Annotated in this window: 16 protein-coding genes; 8 read left to right on the top strand and 8 right to left on the bottom strand. The window is 64.8% G+C overall.

Going from position 1 to position 16,850, the window contains the following annotated elements:
- The first annotated feature begins 4 nt into the window (after positions 1–4).
- Together G6N38_RS25570 and G6N38_RS25565 are read left to right on the top strand one after the other, a co-directional pair.
- Complete coding sequence (locus G6N38_RS25570) at positions 5–928, top strand: TIGR03564 family F420-dependent LLM class oxidoreductase (RefSeq protein WP_163750897.1); 924 nt, start codon at positions 5–7, stop codon at positions 926–928.
- A 576-nt stretch (positions 929–1,504) separates the two neighbouring features.
- The gene (locus tag G6N38_RS25565; RefSeq protein WP_163750894.1) at positions 1,505–2,269 is read left to right on the top strand and encodes a cutinase family protein; all 765 of its coding nucleotides are present in this window, start codon (positions 1,505–1,507) and stop codon (positions 2,267–2,269) included.
- Positions 2,270–2,371: 102 nt separating this feature from the next.
- Here G6N38_RS25565 and G6N38_RS25560 read toward each other — a convergent pair whose 3' ends face one another.
- The gene (locus tag G6N38_RS25560) at positions 2,372–2,941 is read right to left on the bottom strand and encodes an HD domain-containing protein (RefSeq protein WP_163750892.1); all 570 of its coding nucleotides are present in this window, start codon (positions 2,939–2,941) and stop codon (positions 2,372–2,374) included.
- 98 nt (positions 2,942–3,039) lie between these two features.
- Between G6N38_RS25560 and G6N38_RS25555 the strand changes: the two genes are divergently transcribed.
- A complete protein-coding gene (locus G6N38_RS25555; protein WP_163750891.1) occupies positions 3,040–3,351 on the top strand; it encodes a hypothetical protein in 312 nt (103 codons plus the stop codon).
- A gap of 106 nt (positions 3,352–3,457) precedes the next feature.
- Here G6N38_RS25555 and G6N38_RS25550 read toward each other — a convergent pair whose 3' ends face one another.
- From G6N38_RS25550 to G6N38_RS25540, 3 genes are read right to left on the bottom strand one after another with little or no spacing between them, the layout of a single operon-like run.
- Entirely contained in the window at positions 3,458–4,858 is a 1,401-nt protein-coding gene (locus G6N38_RS25550) for an NAD(P)/FAD-dependent oxidoreductase (protein WP_163750889.1), read from the bottom strand.
- Positions 4,859–4,875: 17 nt separating this feature from the next.
- Positions 4,876–6,087, bottom strand: a complete 1,212-nt coding sequence (locus G6N38_RS25545; RefSeq protein ID WP_163750888.1) for a thiolase family protein — start codon at positions 6,085–6,087, stop codon at positions 4,876–4,878.
- Between the two features lie 34 nt (positions 6,088–6,121).
- The gene (locus G6N38_RS25540; protein ID WP_163750886.1) at positions 6,122–6,520 is read right to left on the bottom strand and encodes a Zn-ribbon domain-containing OB-fold protein; all 399 of its coding nucleotides are present in this window, start codon (positions 6,518–6,520) and stop codon (positions 6,122–6,124) included.
- A gap of 241 nt (positions 6,521–6,761) precedes the next feature.
- Between G6N38_RS25540 and G6N38_RS25535 the strand changes: the two genes are divergently transcribed.
- The 5 genes from G6N38_RS25535 (at position 6,762) to G6N38_RS25515 (ending at position 10,519) form a co-directional block, all read left to right on the top strand.
- Positions 6,762–7,268 (top strand): hypothetical protein, encoded by a 507-nt coding sequence (locus G6N38_RS25535; RefSeq protein WP_163750884.1) that lies wholly within the window; start codon positions 6,762–6,764, stop codon positions 7,266–7,268.
- Positions 7,265–8,230 (top strand): AAA family ATPase, encoded by a 966-nt coding sequence (locus G6N38_RS25530; protein WP_163750882.1) that lies wholly within the window; start codon positions 7,265–7,267, stop codon positions 8,228–8,230. The genes G6N38_RS25535 and G6N38_RS25530 overlap by 4 nt, the downstream gene beginning before the upstream one ends.
- Positions 8,227–9,474, top strand: coding sequence for a DUF58 domain-containing protein (locus G6N38_RS25525; protein ID WP_163750880.1), 1,248 nt, complete (start codon positions 8,227–8,229; stop codon positions 9,472–9,474). The genes G6N38_RS25530 and G6N38_RS25525 overlap by 4 nt, the downstream gene beginning before the upstream one ends.
- A gap of 10 nt (positions 9,475–9,484) precedes the next feature.
- Complete coding sequence (locus G6N38_RS25520) at positions 9,485–9,961, top strand: hypothetical protein (protein ID WP_163750878.1); 477 nt, start codon at positions 9,485–9,487, stop codon at positions 9,959–9,961.
- Positions 9,962–10,048: 87 nt separating this feature from the next.
- The gene (locus G6N38_RS25515) at positions 10,049–10,519 is read left to right on the top strand and encodes an SRPBCC family protein (protein WP_163750876.1); all 471 of its coding nucleotides are present in this window, start codon (positions 10,049–10,051) and stop codon (positions 10,517–10,519) included.
- A gap of 98 nt (positions 10,520–10,617) precedes the next feature.
- Here the strand turns inward: G6N38_RS25515 and G6N38_RS25510 are convergent, their stop codons facing one another.
- The 4 genes from G6N38_RS25510 to G6N38_RS25495 all read right to left on the bottom strand — a co-directional run bounded on the left by G6N38_RS25510 (position 10,618) and on the right by G6N38_RS25495 (position 16,551).
- On the bottom strand, positions 10,618–11,418 hold the full coding sequence (locus tag G6N38_RS25510) for a DUF1906 domain-containing protein (RefSeq protein WP_163750875.1): 801 nt from the start codon (positions 11,416–11,418) through the stop codon (positions 10,618–10,620).
- Between the two features lie 412 nt (positions 11,419–11,830).
- Positions 11,831–12,313: an SRPBCC family protein gene (locus G6N38_RS25505; RefSeq protein WP_163750873.1), complete on the bottom strand. Its 483-nt coding sequence runs from the start codon at positions 12,311–12,313 to the stop codon at positions 11,831–11,833.
- Between the two features lie 53 nt (positions 12,314–12,366).
- A complete protein-coding gene (locus G6N38_RS25500; RefSeq protein WP_163750871.1) occupies positions 12,367–14,505 on the bottom strand; it encodes a DNA gyrase subunit A in 2,139 nt (712 codons plus the stop codon).
- A gap of 12 nt (positions 14,506–14,517) precedes the next feature.
- Complete coding sequence (locus tag G6N38_RS25495; RefSeq protein WP_163750869.1) at positions 14,518–16,551, bottom strand: toprim domain-containing protein; 2,034 nt, start codon at positions 16,549–16,551, stop codon at positions 14,518–14,520.
- Positions 16,552–16,850: the final 299 nt, after the last annotated feature.

Genomic DNA, 16,850 nt, shown 5'->3' with positions numbered 1-16,850 from the left:
GGACATGCAGGTCAGTATGTTCGGCCAACTCAGTGGATCAGGCAGTGGATCGCCGATCGACGCGACGATCGCGAACCTCGCGATGCTGCGCGACGAAGGCTTCACGCGAGTGTGGATGAGCCAATTGCCTTACGAGCCCGACCTTCTCACGATTCTGGCCATCGCGTTGCACGAGGTCGACACGATCGAGGTCGCCAGCGGTGTGGTGCCGATCCAAAATCAGCATCCGATGCTGATGGCACAGCGCGCTCTCACGGTGAGCCTCGCCTCGGGTGGCCGCTTCACCCTTGGGCTGGGCATGACCCACCAGGCGGTCACCGAAGGGATGTGGGGCATCCCATGGGACAAGCCGGTGCGCAGGCTCAACGAATACCTGGACGGGCTGTTGCCGCTGCTTGCCGGTGAGCCCGCCGCCGCGGAGGGGGAGACCGTGACCACCCGCGGCGCGCTCATGATCCCCGGTGCACCCCGGCCCGAGGTCTACATCGCCGCACTCGGTCCGCAGCTGCTCAAGATCGCCGGGAAGCGCACAGCGGGCACCTGCACGTGGATGACCGGGCCCAAGACAATCGCCGAACATGTCGGCCCGGCGCTGCGGCAGGCCGCCGCCGATGCCGGACGTGAAGACGCGGTGCGCGTTGCCGCGTCACTGCCGATCAGCGTCACCGACGACGTGGACGCCGCGCGTCAGCAGGCGGGTGAACAGTTCGCCATGTACGGCAACCTGCCTTCTTATCGCGCGATGCTGGATCGCGAGGGTTACCAGGGTCCACAAGACGCCGCCATCATCGGTGACGAAGACACCGTCCGAGGCCGGCTCGACGAACTCCGCGCGGCGGGTGTCGACGAATACGTCGCCGCGCCGTTCGATCCGTCACCCGAGGGTCGGGCCCGCACCCGGGCGTTGTTGCGGGCCTACGCCTCCTAGGCGAGCGCCGCTCGGCGCCATCGGCCCGGAACCAACGCCTGAACGCTGTGCCCGCGGGCCCAGCCACCAGCAGTTGACTATCCCGGAAGGTTGATGGTCCGGCACGGACCGCCCGGAACACAGGCAACTCCGCCGCCAGGACCAGCAACCGCCCACGGGCCGTTGGGGATCCCCGCCGAGACGTGGCCGTCGGCGCCGGCCTGGGCTCCTGGCCCGCCGGGGATTTCAGCCCCAGCACCCTGCGGGCCAGCCGAAGGAGTGCACGGCGTCCCATCCGGGTTGTAGCAACCCGGTGCCGGATCGGCGAAAGCCATAGGTGCGGCTGCGATTCCAGCGGCAGCAACACCTGCGAACAGAACTGGTGTGAGCTTCGTGAGTTTCGCTTGCATGGAAACCGACTACCCCCATGCGGCAGTTTGCTAAACCGAGCTAATTGAATTCTCTGGCCGCTAGATCAGGGCCAAAGGCAACGTGCCGCGAAGCGCGAAGCATCCCCCCAAGGCACCTTTTCTCCGGTGAGATAGATCACTTGACAGTGCCGGAATCGCAGGTCATGGCTTCGCGCTTATAGCAGGCATGAGCACAGGACGACGGACCCGCACCGCGAAGGCCATGCAATCGGCAAGCTTCGCCGCACTCGCGTTGATGGGGATCGTCGCGGGCCCCGCCGCAACCGCCAACGCCGCCGACGACTCGTGCGCGGCGGTCGAGGTGGTCTTCGCCCGTGGCACCTTCGAGGCGCCCGGCCTGGGTGCAACCGGGCAGTCGTTTGTCGACGCTCTGAACGCCCGGCTGCCGGGTAAGACGGTCGATGTGTACGGAGTGAACTACCCGGCCTCACTGAATTTCGGGCAGGCTGTCGACGGTGTCGCCGATGCCGCCAACAAGATTCAGTCGGTCGCCGCTGAATGCCCGTCCACCAAGATTGTGCTGGGCGGCTATTCGCAAGGGGCGGCGGTGGCCGGCTACACGACGTCGAGCACAGTTCCCGCCGGAATCTCGTTGCCCGCCAGCATCTCTGGTCCGTTGCCTGCGTCCGTCGCATCGCATGTCACCGCCGTCGCCCTTTTCGGCACTCCCGACGACTGGTTCCTGGGGCTAGCCGACCGCAGCGCCCCGCCGATCACCATCGGAGACCTGTACGCGGGCAAAACCATTCAGCTGTGCGCCACCGGCGACCCGGTCTGCTATCCCGGTGGCCTGGACCGCTCCGCCCACAGCGCCTACAAGACCAACGGCATGGCCGACCAGGCAGCCGACTATGTGGTGAGCAAGCTGGGACTGCCCGCGCCCTCCGCGACGGTGGTGCAGGCGGCCGCCAACGTCGATCCGGGCAACTGAACGTTCTTTGTCTAGTGATGGTATGCGAGCGCGACACCGCTGGATGGTGAGGCAGAATCACTCGATGCGGCACGTCAACGCGCGCATCACTATTGGGCGGACTTAGCGCGCGAAGGCCCAGGGTTCGCGGGCGAAGATCTCCTCGACCATCGGAGCGAAGAACTCAAGCGGCCGGTGCTCGAATCCCGAGTCGAAGCAGTTCTGGTCGTACTTCTCGCAGAACTCCACAGCATCATCGAACCACGGGTGGCCACGGTACTTGTCCCGGGCGGTCCGGACACCCCCCATGTGCGGCGCGTAGTAGTACTGCTGGAATTCGGGGTGCACCTTGACGATCCACGCCATTCGTTCCGTAACATAGGGCGCGATAACCGATGATGCGAAGGCGCCATGCGCGAAGGGCGCGTAAGTGTCACCGATATCGTGCAGGAGCGCCGCAACGACGTACTCGCTTGCGCGGCCGTCGTCGAAGGCACGGGTTGCCGACTGCAGTGAGTGCTCCAGCCGAGTTACCGGATAGGCCTGTTGCCCGTCGGCGAGTGCTTCAACCAGTGTGAGGACGCGGGGCACGAGGCCGGCGTTGTTAGCCGCCTCGGCCCGATCGATGAGCGCGTAGTCTTCCGCGGAGCCCTCGACCATCGTGCGGTAGGTCGCACGGGTTTGCGTGCTCATCGCACTCCTCTCACCGGTGTCCTGACAAACGGTAGCTCCGGGTTGTTTCGGCTGCATGTCGCGGTTTGAGAGCGCCTCGAATGGGGCAGGCTGAGACCATGGTGAAGCTCATACGTCGCTCAACAATCCTGACGGCCGCGCTCGCCCCGATCGCCGCTCTGTCACTAGTGGCCCCCGCAGCCGGTTCGGCGGATCCACTCAACTGCCAGAACGGCCAGTGGTGGGATCCGGTCGCCAATGTGTGTCAACCGCCAGTAGCACCGGTGCCGCTGAACTGCCAGAACGGCGACTGGTGGGACCCGGGGGCCAACGTGTGCCGGCCACCCGTCTCACCCGTACCGCTGAACTGCGACGCCGGACAGTATTGGAATCCGATAACCAACGTCTGCCGGCCGCTGGGTCAGTACTAGCTGCCAAGAAAGCGGAAAGAGGCGTAGGCCGCGGCAGGCTTGAATCGAGACCTCCGAGCAGGCAGAAACGGTGTTCATAGCCGGACGCGCGCTGGCGCAAGGTCACCTATTCAGGCGACCCGTCGCGCTCGCCGATATTGCCTTGTCGGCCCCGGCCAGGAAGGCCTGATACCTGACTATGCTGGCGCGGCGATCCCCACGTGTAGGGCTCGTGAGCATGCCCGGATCCGCCCAGGATGAACGTTCGATCGCCCCGGTCGCCCCGCGCAATGGTCGTGATCCACGTTCCCACGGTGCTGAAGCGGTTGCGCACACCGGTCAGGAACGCGATATGTATGAAAGCCCAACCCAGCCAACCAAGAACGCCGGTGAGCTTGATCGGGCCGGCCTGCAGCAGGGCATGTCCGCGACTGATGTACGCCGCCGACCCGAGATCGCGGTAGCGGTAGGCCTTACGGTTGGCGCTATCGAGATCACGCTTGATGCAGGCGGCGACGTGTAGGCCGCCCTGCATGGCGTTCTCCGCAACGCCCGGTAGGCCGTCGCGGCCGGCGAGATCACCGATGACGAACACCTCGGGGCGCCCGGCCACCGACAAGTCGGCGTCCACCGAGATGCGCCCGGACCGGTCGCTGTTGGCGCCCAGCATCTCGGCGGCGTGCCGCGCGAAGGGCACGGCCTCGACACCGGCTGTCCACAGCACCGTACGGGTGGGGTAGTCCACACTGGGCCCACCACCCTTGGGAGACACGGTCACACCGTCGCGCCGGACGTCGGTCACGTGGACGCCCAGGTTCAGTTCCACACCCAATTCCTCGAGCACCCGCGACGCGTTTTTGCAGAGGCCTGACGAAAAGCCTTTGAGCACGCGATCACCACCGTCGAACAGCAGCACTCGTGCGTCTTGCGGTTGAATGCTGTGGAATTCGTTGGCTAGTGCGCGGGTCGCGAGTTCCCGGATCTGGCCGGCTAATTCGACGCCGGTGGGACCCGCGCCGGCGATGGCGAACGTGAGCCACGGATCCCGCTGGGGACCGGGCGGCAAGGTCTCGGCGATCTCGAACGCGGCGAAGACTCGACGGCGGATACTGAGTGCGTCGTCGAGCGTCTTCATGCCCGGCGCCCAGGCGGCAAAGTGTTCATTGCCGAAGTAGGACTGGCGCATGCCGGCGGCAATGATCAGGTAGTCGTAGTCCAGCTGAAAAACGGTCTCGTCAGGACGACGGGCGGTGACGCGGCGCGCGTCGGCGTCGAGCTCGATAGCCTCGCCGAGCAGTGTGGTGACGTTGCGATGGTGCTCCAACTCCTCGCGTAACGACCGGCTGATCTGACCGATGCTCAACGTGCCGGTGGCGCACTGATAGAGCAGCGGTTGGAACACGTGGCACGCCGCGCGATCCAACAGCGTCACATCGACGTCGACTCGGCCAAGCCGACGGGCACAGAACAGGCCGCCGAACCCGCCGCCGATGATGAGGACCTTGGGGCGTTCGTTAGCCGATGTCATGCCTCATTCGTACCCGCTCAGGCCGCGGACTTCTCCAAGATGTGGACACCGCACGCCGATCCGAGGCCGATGACGTGGGCCAGACCCACCTTGGCGTTCTCGATCTGCCGGTCGCCGGCCTCACCGCGCAAGTGGTGACAGATTTCCCAAATGTTGGCGATGCCGGTCGCGGCGATCGGGTGTCCTTTGGACTCCAGACCCCCGGAGACGTTGACCGGGGTTGAGCCATCCCGCCACGTGGCGCCGGAGTTGAAGAAGTCCGCGGCGCCGCCCTGTTCGCACAGCATCAGGTTGTCGTAGTGAACCAACTCGGCCGTCGCGAAGCAGTCATGCAGTTCCACCAGGTCGAGATCGCTCGGTCCCACACCGGCCTGCTCGTAGGCGGTGGCGGCCGCGTTGCGCGTGAGAGTGTTGACGTTCGGCAGTACTTGGCAGCCCGGTTCGTAGGGGTCGGTGGTGAGCACCGACGCCGACACTTTCACGGCGCGCCGACGCTGTTCGATCGACAAGGATTTCAGTGTTTCGCCGCTACACACGATCGCCGCGGCTGCGCCATCACAGTTCGCCGAGCACATGGGCCGGGTGTTGGGGTAGGCGATCATCACGTCGTTCATGATCTGTTCGAGCGTGAACCGCTTCTGGTAGGCGGCCAGCGGATTCAATGTCGAGTGGGCGTGGTTCTTTTCGCTGATCTTGGCGAAGAGTTCGAAGCTGGTGCCGCCGTACTTGTGGCCATACTCCGTGCCGATCTGGGCGAACACGCCGGGCATCGACTCGGTGCCGATACGTCCGTCGATCGGTGCCACAGCGCCGAAGCGACCTGACGGCGACCAGACGTCGGCGTCATCCTTCTTTCGGCCACCGGAGCCAAGAAGGCCTGCGCCAGAAAGCTTTTCCACGCCGACAGCCATGCCGTAACGCACCTCGCCGGCCTTGACCGCCATGATCGCCGTCCGCAGCGCGGTGGCCCCGGTGGCACATGCGTTGGCCACGTTGTACACCGGGATGCCGGTTTGACCGATCTGCTTCTGCAGCTGCTGGCCGATCCCGGCGCTCGCGTTCATCAGGTTGCCGGCGGCCAGCACACCGATGTCAGCCATGGTGAGTCCGGCGTCGGCGAGCGCAGCTGTCGCGGCCTCTGCGGCCAGATCAACAGTGTCCTTGTCGGCATGCTTGCCGAATTTGGTCATCCGGATACCGAGGATCCAGATCTCGTCACTGGCACTCATCGCATCTCCTTGGCAGGGCTCAGTAGTGGGGGAGTCAGGCGACAGGCTCGAAGCCGAACCCGATTGCCTCGGTGCCTTCTGCGTCGGCGCCGAGCGAGTAGGTGGACAGGCGCACCTTCATACCGTCGTGGACGTGTTCAGGATCGGGCTTGACGTTGACGAGGTTGGCACGCACCTGGGTGCCGTCGCAGTCGATCACCGACGCGACGAAGGGGACGGGCACACCGGGTGCGGCAAAGGTGACGATGGTGAACGTTCGCACCGTGCCTTCGGTCGCCACCGGCACTGTCTTGAATTCGGTAGCGAAACAGCCCGCGCAGGCATTACGCCGATCGAAGAACCGAGCACCGCAGGCCAGGCATTCATGGGCCACGAGATGGGGTTCACCATTGTCGAGCACCAGGTAGTCGACCATCGGTATCCGCTCGGCCATTGTGAACCTCCGTTCGTATGTCTAACTGACGCTAGCGAGTGCGCGGCCGTAACCAAAGAGCGGGGTGTGATTCTCCGATCCACCGGTGAGGTGCTGGCTATTTCCGGCTTGGCGCGCATTGTGGCCCATTCTGCGATGGCGCACATGAGAATGGGTGCCGGACCTGCCGACCACTGCGAGGGGGCGGTGAGAGACAGCCCGAAGGGGGTGGGATCTTTCCGGTGATTGAGATGGCGCCTGTATGGGGACCGCCGACTTCGCGATGAAAGCGGTGGCACTGGGTGGGGTGTGCTGGGTGCTTGCCGCAGGGGCCGTCGTGGCATTGGTCCCCGATCACCATGCAATCTCGTGGTTTTCGGGTGTCAGCTTGGCGATTGCGCTTCTGGCGGCTCGACGGTCGTTGGGGCGCCGCGCCAGCGTCGATGCAGCCCACGCCAGGCCCGATGACGCTGGGATGACGCTGAGTCGATGGGCAGAACGAGCCGAGTCCCAGATCGCATGGTCGGACTCCAGTCGGGCGGACTGGGATCGACGTGTGCGGCCAATGCTGGCCCGGCAGTTCGAATTCGCGACGAGGCAACCACGGGCCAGGAACCCAGCGGCATTGGCGGTCACCGGCCGCATCCTGTTCGGTGACGAGCTGTGGCGCTGGGTTGATCCCGACAACATTTCACGCACCGGCGCGCAAGAACGGGGACCAGGCCGGGCAGTTCTCATCGGCATCATCGAGCGTCTGGAGCGCCTATGACCTTCCCGATTACGGCGACTGCCGCCCTTTGTGAAGAGATTCTCGACGAAATTGGGCGGGTGGTGGTGGGTAAACGCGACGCACTGACCCAGATTCTGACCACCGTGTTGGCCCGCGGGCATGTGCTCATCGAGGATCTCCCGGGCTTGGGCAAGACGTTGATCGCGCGTTCATTCGGCGCGACTCTGGGGTTGGACTTCACCCGCGTGCAGTTCACTCCTGATCTGCTGCCGGCAGATCTGCTCGGGTCGACCATTTACGACATGCAGTCGGGTCGTTTCGAGTTCCGCGAAGGTCCCATCTTCACCAATCTACTGTTGGCCGACGAGATCAACCGGACGCCGCCCAAGGCACAAGCCGCCCTGCTGGAGGCCATGGCCGAACAACAGGTCAGTATCGACCGCACCACACATCCGCTACCGGACCCGTTCATCGTCCTGGCTACCGAGAACCCCATCGAGTACGAGGGCACCTATCCACTGCCCGAAGCCCAGTTGGACCGCTTCGCCATACGCCTGGACCTGGGTTACCTGTCCAGACCAGAAGAACGGTCGATGCTGCGCCGCCGCCTTGAGCGCGGTTCCGCCATACCGCACCTTCGCGGGGTCGTCGACAGGAATCAGCTTCTGGCGATGCAGGAATCGGTCGAGCAGATCACGGTGAGCGACGACGTGCTGGACTACGTGATCTCGCTTGCCGACGCCACCCGCCACCACCCCCAGGTCGCCGTAGGAGCGAGTCCGCGTGCTGAACTCGATCTGGTTCAACTCGCCCGAGCACATGCCCTCCTGCGCGGCCGCGACTGCGTGCTATCCGACGACGTCAAAGCACTTGCTGTGGCAGCTATGGCGCACCGAATCAGCTTGCGCCCGGAAATGTGGGTGAGGCGCATCCAGTCCCGCGATGTCCTAGCCGAACTGCTGGATCGGATGCCCGGCCCACAAGCACGGGGCGCGCGATGAACGAAGGCCTCGAGCGTGAGGTGCAACTCGTGTGGCGCGCTTCGCCGTTGACTCTTGCGCTCTCGACCTGCACGGCAGCAATTCTAGTGGCGGCGGTTCTCAGCGCGCGCTGGCAATTGATCACCGCCGCCGCCCCGATGCTCGGCATGCTGTTTTCGATCTATTGGCAGTCAGGTAAGCCGGAAGTCCGGATTAACAGTTCGGCAGCTCAGCAGTACTTCTTTGAATCTGAGCAAGCCCAATTGACCGTATGGGTGACTACGGACGTTGCTGCCACACTGACGGTTTCGACGGTCGAAGGGCTGGATATCGAGATCCTCGAGCACGACGCGGTTCGCCAAACGATCGCTGTATCAGCGCCACGGTGGGGGCGGTATGCGGTCCGTGTTCATGTCGAGGTGTTCGCCGCCGGCGGGCTGCTCCGCGGAAGTGCGGTCGTTGAAGCTGCCGGCTGCTGCGTGTTTCCCATCGCACCCCCGCAAGACACTGGGCTACCGAACACCGAGCTACCTGATCGTGTTGGCACCCACCTCACCCGCCGCATCGGCCCCGGCGTCGAATTCGCTGATATCCGGGTCTACGTACCCGGTGACCAACTGCGGGCAGTGAATTGGCCCGTCAGTGCCCGACGTCGCACGCTGCACGTCACCGAACGGCTGACCGACCGGGCCGCCGATGTCGTTGTGCTGATCGACAGCCACGCCCAACCGCTCGGTCCGGCCACCGAGGCCACCGACCGGATGGCGCGCGGCGCGGTGCAATTAGCGCAAACCGCGCTGCGCCAAGGGGACCGCGCCGGCGTCGTCACCCTAGGCAACAGGCGAACCCACTGGCTGGGCGCCGAGGTGGGTAAAGCTCAGTTCTACCGAATCATCGACACCATCCTGGAAGCTATGGGCGACGGACCTCTCACGGGCGTCGCCACATTGGTTCCCCCCGGGGCGGTCCCGGTCGGTGCGATCGTCGTTGCGTTCTCCACTCTGCTGGACACAGATTTCGCGCTGGCGCTGCTCGACCTGCGTAAGCGCGGGCACACGGTGGTGGCTATCGACCTGCTTGTCGAGACTCCGTTCACCGCCGAATACGACCCGTTGGTAGGCCGGATGTGGTCCTTGCAGCGATCCCTCATGCACCGCAACATGAGTACCCTCGGCGTGGAGGTCGTGCCCTGGGCCCCAGAACACACTCTCGATCAGGCGATGGCGCTGGTTCCACCCCGTCGACATCCACTGCGGTCACGATGACGGACGACCAGTGAAGGGCCGCCCTCTCTCGACCGCTTTCGGGCTAGCGATGGCGGCGGGCGCGGGAATCCACTCCGCGGGAACCACATCCATCATCGCCGCATTGTGCGCGCTCACTGTGGGGGCGGCCATTGGAGTGCGCCTCGCTGCGACGCCAGCCATGCTGCTGGCCGCGGCCACCATGATGATCAACGACGCACCGCCATTGCAAGCCGGACTCGTAGGCCTTTGCGGTGCCCGCTACCTGATGCTGCGACACAGTGAACACGGGCCAAAGCCACGAATGAGTCAGTCCGCCATTGCTGCCGGCGCATGCTTCACGGTCATCGCAGTATCGGCCGCCTCACTACCGGTCAATTGGCCACTCCTACCCGTACTCGTGGCACCGAGCATGTTCTTGATCTACCTGGCCGCCATCCGCCCCTTCTTGCCAGGCGGCGCGGCACTCCAACCGATCTTGAGCCACCAACCATCCAGCCATTTGTGAAGCAGATCACAATATGGTCGGGCGGTTCATTCGGCTTGAGAACAAGCGCATGCTTCGATTGCCGCCGTATGAGAGGAGGGCCGCATCATGCCGGTCGCCATTGTCGATGCGGGACCCAGCCAAGTCAGCCGCTCGATAGAGGTCAATGCGCCCGCGGCCGAACTGTTCGCCATGGTCGCTGACCCACACCGGCATCATGAGTTGGACGGGTCGGCGACCGTCCGGGACAACGTCAAGTGCCCAGAGTCAATAGTTCCCGGAGCAAGGTTCACGACCGCGATGCGGATGTTCGGGGTGCCCTACCGGATCACCAGCACCGTCACAGCCGTCAAACCCGATGAACTGTTCGAGTGGCGCCACCCGCTCGGGCATCGTTGGCGGTGGGAGTTCGCCGTCATCACACCCACCCTCACCCGAGTGACCGAGACGTTCGACTACCGCGACACCGGCCCGATCAAGGACACGTTGAAGTATTACGAACGGATGGGTTTCGCCAAGGACAACGCGAAAGGCATCGAAGCCACGTTGACCAAGTTGCACGACCGCTACGGCGAGTGAGCTACCCACGCACCGTAGAACGAAGTGTTTCGAGCAGCCTCGCGCGGGGCAACAATGCGCCAACGCCGCTGTTGCTACGGCCTAGCGCCGAGCCGCCTTCACCGATGTAGGTTCCACTGCCCGACATCGGAGGCCAGGGCGTCGTTGACGTCGACTTCGAGGCCGCCGACCAGCGGGCCTGGATTCGATGCGGTAGCCACCACGCGCTGATAGAGAACAGCGCCGGGGTGGACCTGATTGCCAGACCAGGCTTTCGTTTGCCAGGCCCACCAGCGGCCGGGCGTGCTCGACCTCCCGATAACGCCGTCGGCCGCGGCCCACTCACACACGTCGATGCCTCCGTAGACGCCGGTGCGCTGGACTCCAAGCACCGAGTTGATGCCGCGAAACCATTGCAGCGCGACACGGTTCCACGTATCGCGGTTGATGTCCTCGTCGATGGTGAAGAAGATCGGTGCACTCTGGCCGCCGCCTGCCGCGGTGTGCAGCTGCCAGGCGGTGCGCGCATCAGCGACGCCACCGGCATACCCTCGCGTGAAGTCCGACGGCGCCGTCCCTCCCGGCTTGCCGTATTGGTAGTTACTGACGATCACCAAGCCTGCAGCGGTCAGGGACTGGGCGTAGGGCAACGTGATCGGCTTGGCGCCAAAAGACGAGCCGGGGCGTGACGTCGAGACGTAGTTGACCACACCGGCGTGGCCGGCAGCGCGGATGTCCTGTGCGGGAATCTGTTTGGCGGCGAAATCGATCAGTGTGGGAGCCGCGGCCGTCGCGGTGGGCGTGCCGGGACCCCACGACGCCGCACCGAGACCGGCCAGTGCCGTGGCGTAGCGCAGCGCATCACGCCGGGTAACCGCACGTAATCGCCGACTGCCGGCAGCCGAGGTCCAATCGGGCATCGCGTGATGGTAACGATGTGGATCCTGTTAATGGTGTTCCCACGCTGGCTGTGTCCGGTCTGAGTTCGGACCGTTACGTTATGGCCGCAAAATGTCGGCGGGCGAGACGGTTTCAACGAAGGCGCGCGCCCCTGCCGCGAGTGCCTGATCCGTGGTGGCCAGCGCGTCCGCCTACGAGCGCAGCAGCACCACCGAGATACCGGGCGACCTGCAGCAGAGCTGCAGAACGAATAAACACCACCTCGGCCGGTTGTCCGGCATTGCGCAGGTAGACGGCGGGCGAAGTCACTGTCCAGGGCGGCGAACCGGAGGGTTCCGTCGGGGTCGTATCGAATAATGGTGCGTACGGCGGTTATCGCACTCGCGGAGCGGACGTCCGTAACACGAGAGTCCACTCTTGATGAAGCATGCTCTAGGTTGACGACAGCGGATAGCCTCGTCGCACGACCCGGTCGAGGATGCCCAATGTCGCGCGCAGTGCCGCCTCCCCGACGATCGGGAAGATCTTGGCGTCTCGCCAATGCTGATCGATGTCGGACCAGTCGTAGAACGATGTGACCGCCGTACCACCCTCTGAGGGATCCAGGCGGTAGCCGTACACGTGCCCGATGTCCGGCTTCAGTTGACCGAAGATCGTCCAAGCGATCAAACGGTCCTGTTCGAACTGCGTGATCGACACTGTGACGTCGTACTTGCCCAATGGATAATCGTTGAGCGATTCGCGGTCCATGTGCACGACGAAGCTGTCGCCTTGGGCACGAACCGGCTGCCCGTCAGCGTCTTGCAGCATGCCGGTGGCGTCGATCGCGACGTGACCTTGCGGGTCGCACAGCACCGCAAAGATATCCGCGGCCGGCGCGGGAATAACCCGTTGAACCTCAATACGTTCGCTCATCGATACATCCTGGCACGGATGCGAGCGATGACGGGCCCGTGCCCGACCGCCGTCTACGTAGCGGGCGTCACGTCGCCGCCGGAGCCTTTGACCGAAGATTTGGCGCGGTTCTGTGGCTGCACGGCCTTTTTGCCGCGGATAAACCCAGTGGCTGAGACCGTTGCCGACAGCAGCGTGTCTTCTCCGTTGACAAACGGATGGAAGCCAACGCCGGCGCCGCCGCGGCCCTTGACCGGGATATCGGCGACTTCGGTTACCTTCCATCCCTTTTCGGATATGGACAGAATGGCCTCGCCGTTCTCACACGTGAGCGGGAGGGCAGCAATCACCTCATCGCTGTCAGCGCCCAACTTCACTCCGGCGACACCGTTGCCCGCCGCGCCCTGAGGGTTCACCGCGGCGGGGTCGATACGCAGCACCTTTCCGCGCCGCGTCACCAGCGCCAGATGCGATCCGGGTGCCAGCACCCCAGAGCTCAGCAGTCCGGTGATATCCGGCGCCACCGGGATATCTCGGATTTTGTAGGGCAGACCGCTGCCGGTGGTGAACTTGATTCGCCCGTCGGTCCACACCGCCCAGCCCAGCCCCGAGGTCAGCAGCTCGCCGTGGCTATCGGAAAATACGCCGCGGTCGTCAAGTCGCCACGCGGCGTTGGACTTACGCTCGCGGGAGCCGTCTTCATCGGCTCTCGATGCGGTCGGCGTGGCTTCGAAATCCAGCACGGTGCGACGGTCGAATTCGGGGCCCTTGAACAGCTTCGCAGTCTCGACCAGCTCGCTGTCGATCACTGTCCGGCGCGCGTCAGGGTTGGCCACCAGCTCGGTGAGTTCCGCGAACTCGGCGTCAAGCTTCTCGGCCTCGGCTTGCAGCTCGATGACGTCGAGCTTGGTGAGCCGCCGAAGCTGCAGCGCCAGAACGTAATCGGCTTGCTCGGTGTCGATCCCGAATCGCTCCTGCAGGCCTTGGCGGGCATCATCGACGGTGTCTGATCCGCGGATCACCGCCACCGCGGCATCGATGTCCAGGTGGATGGTCATCAGGCCGGCCACCAGATGGCGCCGGGCGGTGACCTTTTCCAGTCGATATTCGCTTCGATGAAGCACCACCGAGTCGCGCAGACGCAGGAATGCGGAGATCAGCTCGCGTACCGACCACCAGCGCGGTACCCGGTTCTCGTCGAGCGCGACCAGGCTCGCAGCGAACGTCGACTCGAGCGGTGTCAGGGCGAGTAGTTGCTCTCGGATCTGTTCGGCACTGTGCCCGCGTTTGGCGGTGACAACGATGCGCAGGCCGTTGCGCCGGTCGGTCAGGTCGGACATGTCGGCCACACCGGACATCTCGCCGGACTCGACCAGGGCCCGGATCCGATCCTGAACGGTATTACTCGCAACACCCGGCGGCAGCTCCGTGACGATCACGTTCTTGCCCTCGACGGAGACTGTGCCGCGTACCGTGAACTGCCCGCGGCCGGTGGTGATGTACTCCCGCAGCCCTGTCTCGCCTACCACGGTGGCTCCGCAGCCCCAGTCGGGGCCAGGAATGAGCTTGACCAATCTGTCGTCGGTCATGTTCGGGGTTTTCAGCAGCGCTCGGCAGGCAGCCATGATCTCGCGGGGATTATGCGCCGGCACTTTGGTGGCCCAGCCCTCGGCGATGCCGACCGCTCCGTTACAGAGCAGCACCGGCCACTGAGCCGGCAACACCGTCGGCTCGATCCATTCGCCGTCGAAGGTCGAGACCATCGGCACGGCGTGGTCGGCGAGTTCGGCGGTCAGGGCCGCGCCTGGTGCCGACAGCCGCATCTCGGTGTAGCGGTCAGCGGCCGGGATGTCACCCTGGATGCGCGGGAAAGCCCCTTGGCCGTCAATAACTTTCACGCGCTGGAACTCGGCGGCCATCAGCGCCGCCGCACCGTACATCGACGCGCCGCCATGCGGGTGTAGGTTGCCGGTGACTGCCGAGCAGACCTTCGAGGACTTCTGCGGCTTGTTTCCGGGCAGCAATCTGGAGTCGTACATCTGGTACAGCAGGCGCCGTTGGCCGGGCTTGAGCCCGTCGAATGCGGACGGGATGGCGCGGTCGCTGACGCTGTAGAGCGCGAAGGTCAGCTGGTAGTGGTTCCAGTAGTCATCAGCGCTCTGTTCGAGGACCAGGTCGGGGTTCTGCTCAGGAACGTCCAGGGTGGCGGTCAATGTAATTTCTTCCTAGTCAAGGTCGAGGGCCGAGGTGTCGACGCGGGAGGCGACATCAGCCATCCACGTGCGCCGGCCCTCTGGCGGCCCACCGAACAGGGTGTGGTGCAGCTTCGGGTCGCCGTCATCGAGGTGCACCCGAATCACAGTGCGCCGCTGCGGATCCAACACGGTGTTCCAGAAGTCGTCGGCGTCCATCTCACCGAGACCTTTGTTCCGCTGCACCTCCACCTTGCGTTTTGAGGTGGCTTTCATCTGGGCCACCGCGGCATCGCGTTCGGACTCGTCTTGGCAGTAGATCCGCTGCTGACCGTCCTTGACCACGAACAACGGCGGCAATGTCACGTAAACCATCCCGGCCTTGACGAGCGGCCGGTAGAAGTCCAAAAACATCGAGATGAGGCTCGAGTTGATGTTGCCGCCGTCGGGGTCGGCGTCGGAGGCGAACAAGATGCGGTCGTACCGGCACGACTCCGGATCGCAATTGTCTCGCACTCCGCAACCCAGGATGCGTTCGATCGAATCGAACTCATCTTTGACCCGCGCCTTGCTCACGGTGAACCCGTAGACGTTAGGCGGCTTGCCTTTGAGCGGGAAGGCCGCCTGGAAGGTGGCGTCGCGCGCCGCCTTGATGGTGCCAAGTGCTGAGTCGCCCTCGCACAGGAACAGCTCTGCACCCGACCCTCGACCGCTTTCCCGGCTCGGCAGCAGCTTGGGCGGCAGTGACAGGTTCGTCCCCAACCCCTTGGCTTTCGACGCCGCGCGCGAGCGGGCTTTGGCGCCCTCGGCACTGCGCCGCGCTCTGGCGGCCTCCAGCGCCAACCTGGTCCACAGGGACACCGCTTCGCCGTTGCCGGGGTTGGCGGCCCAGATGGTGACGCTGCGGGCCACATCGGGGGCCATTGCCACGTTCAGTGACCGCGAGGACACGGCGGTCTTGGCCTGCGAATCCCATGACACGTCGGGTGCACGGGTATCCACGGCGAGAGAGGTGACCGCGGCGAAATCCTGAGCCTCCGGTCCGTCTTCGCCTTTGGCCAGGCCCAAGTCCCGGATCCGGGACGCACGGTCAGCCAGTGCTTCGGACAGACCCTTCACGGCGGCGGTCAGGTGGGATCCGCCGCCGGGGGTGCGCACGGTGTTGCAGAACGCAGCGACAGTTGCCGGTTCGGCTGGTCCGGCGGTCAACGACCAGCGGAATGGGGTCGGGCCGCGGCTGGTGGTGTATTCGCCGCGGCCTTCTACCACTGCGCGCACGCCTGGCACGGGGCTGCCGGCGGCGGCGCACATCAGGTCCAGCAGGGTCTCGGTGCCCCACGGTCCGTTGAAGGGTTCGATCAGCTCGGGCCGGACGTCCTGGCCGGCCCAGCCCTCGTCGACCACGATCAGGTGGACTCCGGGGGACATCCGTGCGGCCGCGTGGGCGCGCAGCAGCACTTCGTTGATGTCCAGGCTCGAATCAGCTACCACGGCCTTGTCGAACAGGATTCGCACCGTGGTGCCGTGGGCATCGGGTTTGCGATTGCCTGAGCCGCGCAGTTTTTGCGTGTCGGCGCGGGTGAATGGGGCGGTCGGGTCGAAGTCCTTACCGTCGAACACTCCGGGGTAGCCGCCGCCGAAACTCTGCAGGTAGGTTTTGCCTGCGCGGCGCACCGTCACATCGGTCCGAGCGGAAATGAAAACCGCTGCAGCGGCGCCGATTCCGTTCAGACCAGCGCCCGTGCTGGCTGCGTCGGTGTGGGTAGAGAACTTGCCGCCAGCCCGCGCGGTACCCAGCGTCTTGACGATTCCGTTCTTCCCGGTCACTGGGTCGGAGTCAACCGGCAGGCCGCGGCCGTCGTCGGCGACGCTGACCGACCCGTCGGTGTGCAGGGTGATGGTAACGGTGGACCCGCCGTGGCTGGGATCGGCAACCTCTTCGACCGCGTTGTCTACCAACTCGCGCAGCGCGGTGTTGAGCACGTCCAACCCGAGGTTGACCGCCGGCCGCAGGCGTGTGTGCTGGACATCGTCGAGTTCGGTGATGTCAGCCGCGGTGTAACTCACTGCTCGTCCTTTGCATCAAGGCCGGGGGACCAGAGGACTGAAATGCAGGCCCCGCCGGCAATCCACTCGGCAAGCACGGGTGTGCCGCCGAAATGGTAGTCGCAGAGTGTGACATCTTTGCGGAGCCTCGGCGGTGTAGGAGCAGACTCCGGATTTCGGATCCAGTCGGTCGCTGAGCCGGCCCCACGTCGGCGGTGGCTCATGCATACCCCCCGCCGTGCACACCGCCGCCCTTTCTGCTCGTTCACGCGGATCGTCGCGCAATGGTTTCAGTGTGAACAATTCGAGCGGGGAAGGGA

The sequence above is a fragment of the Mycolicibacterium helvum genome, from assembly GCF_010731895.1.
Lineage (GTDB): Bacteria > Actinomycetota > Actinomycetes > Mycobacteriales > Mycobacteriaceae > Mycobacterium > Mycobacterium helvum.
This window is presented reverse-complemented; position numbering and strand designations above follow the sequence as displayed.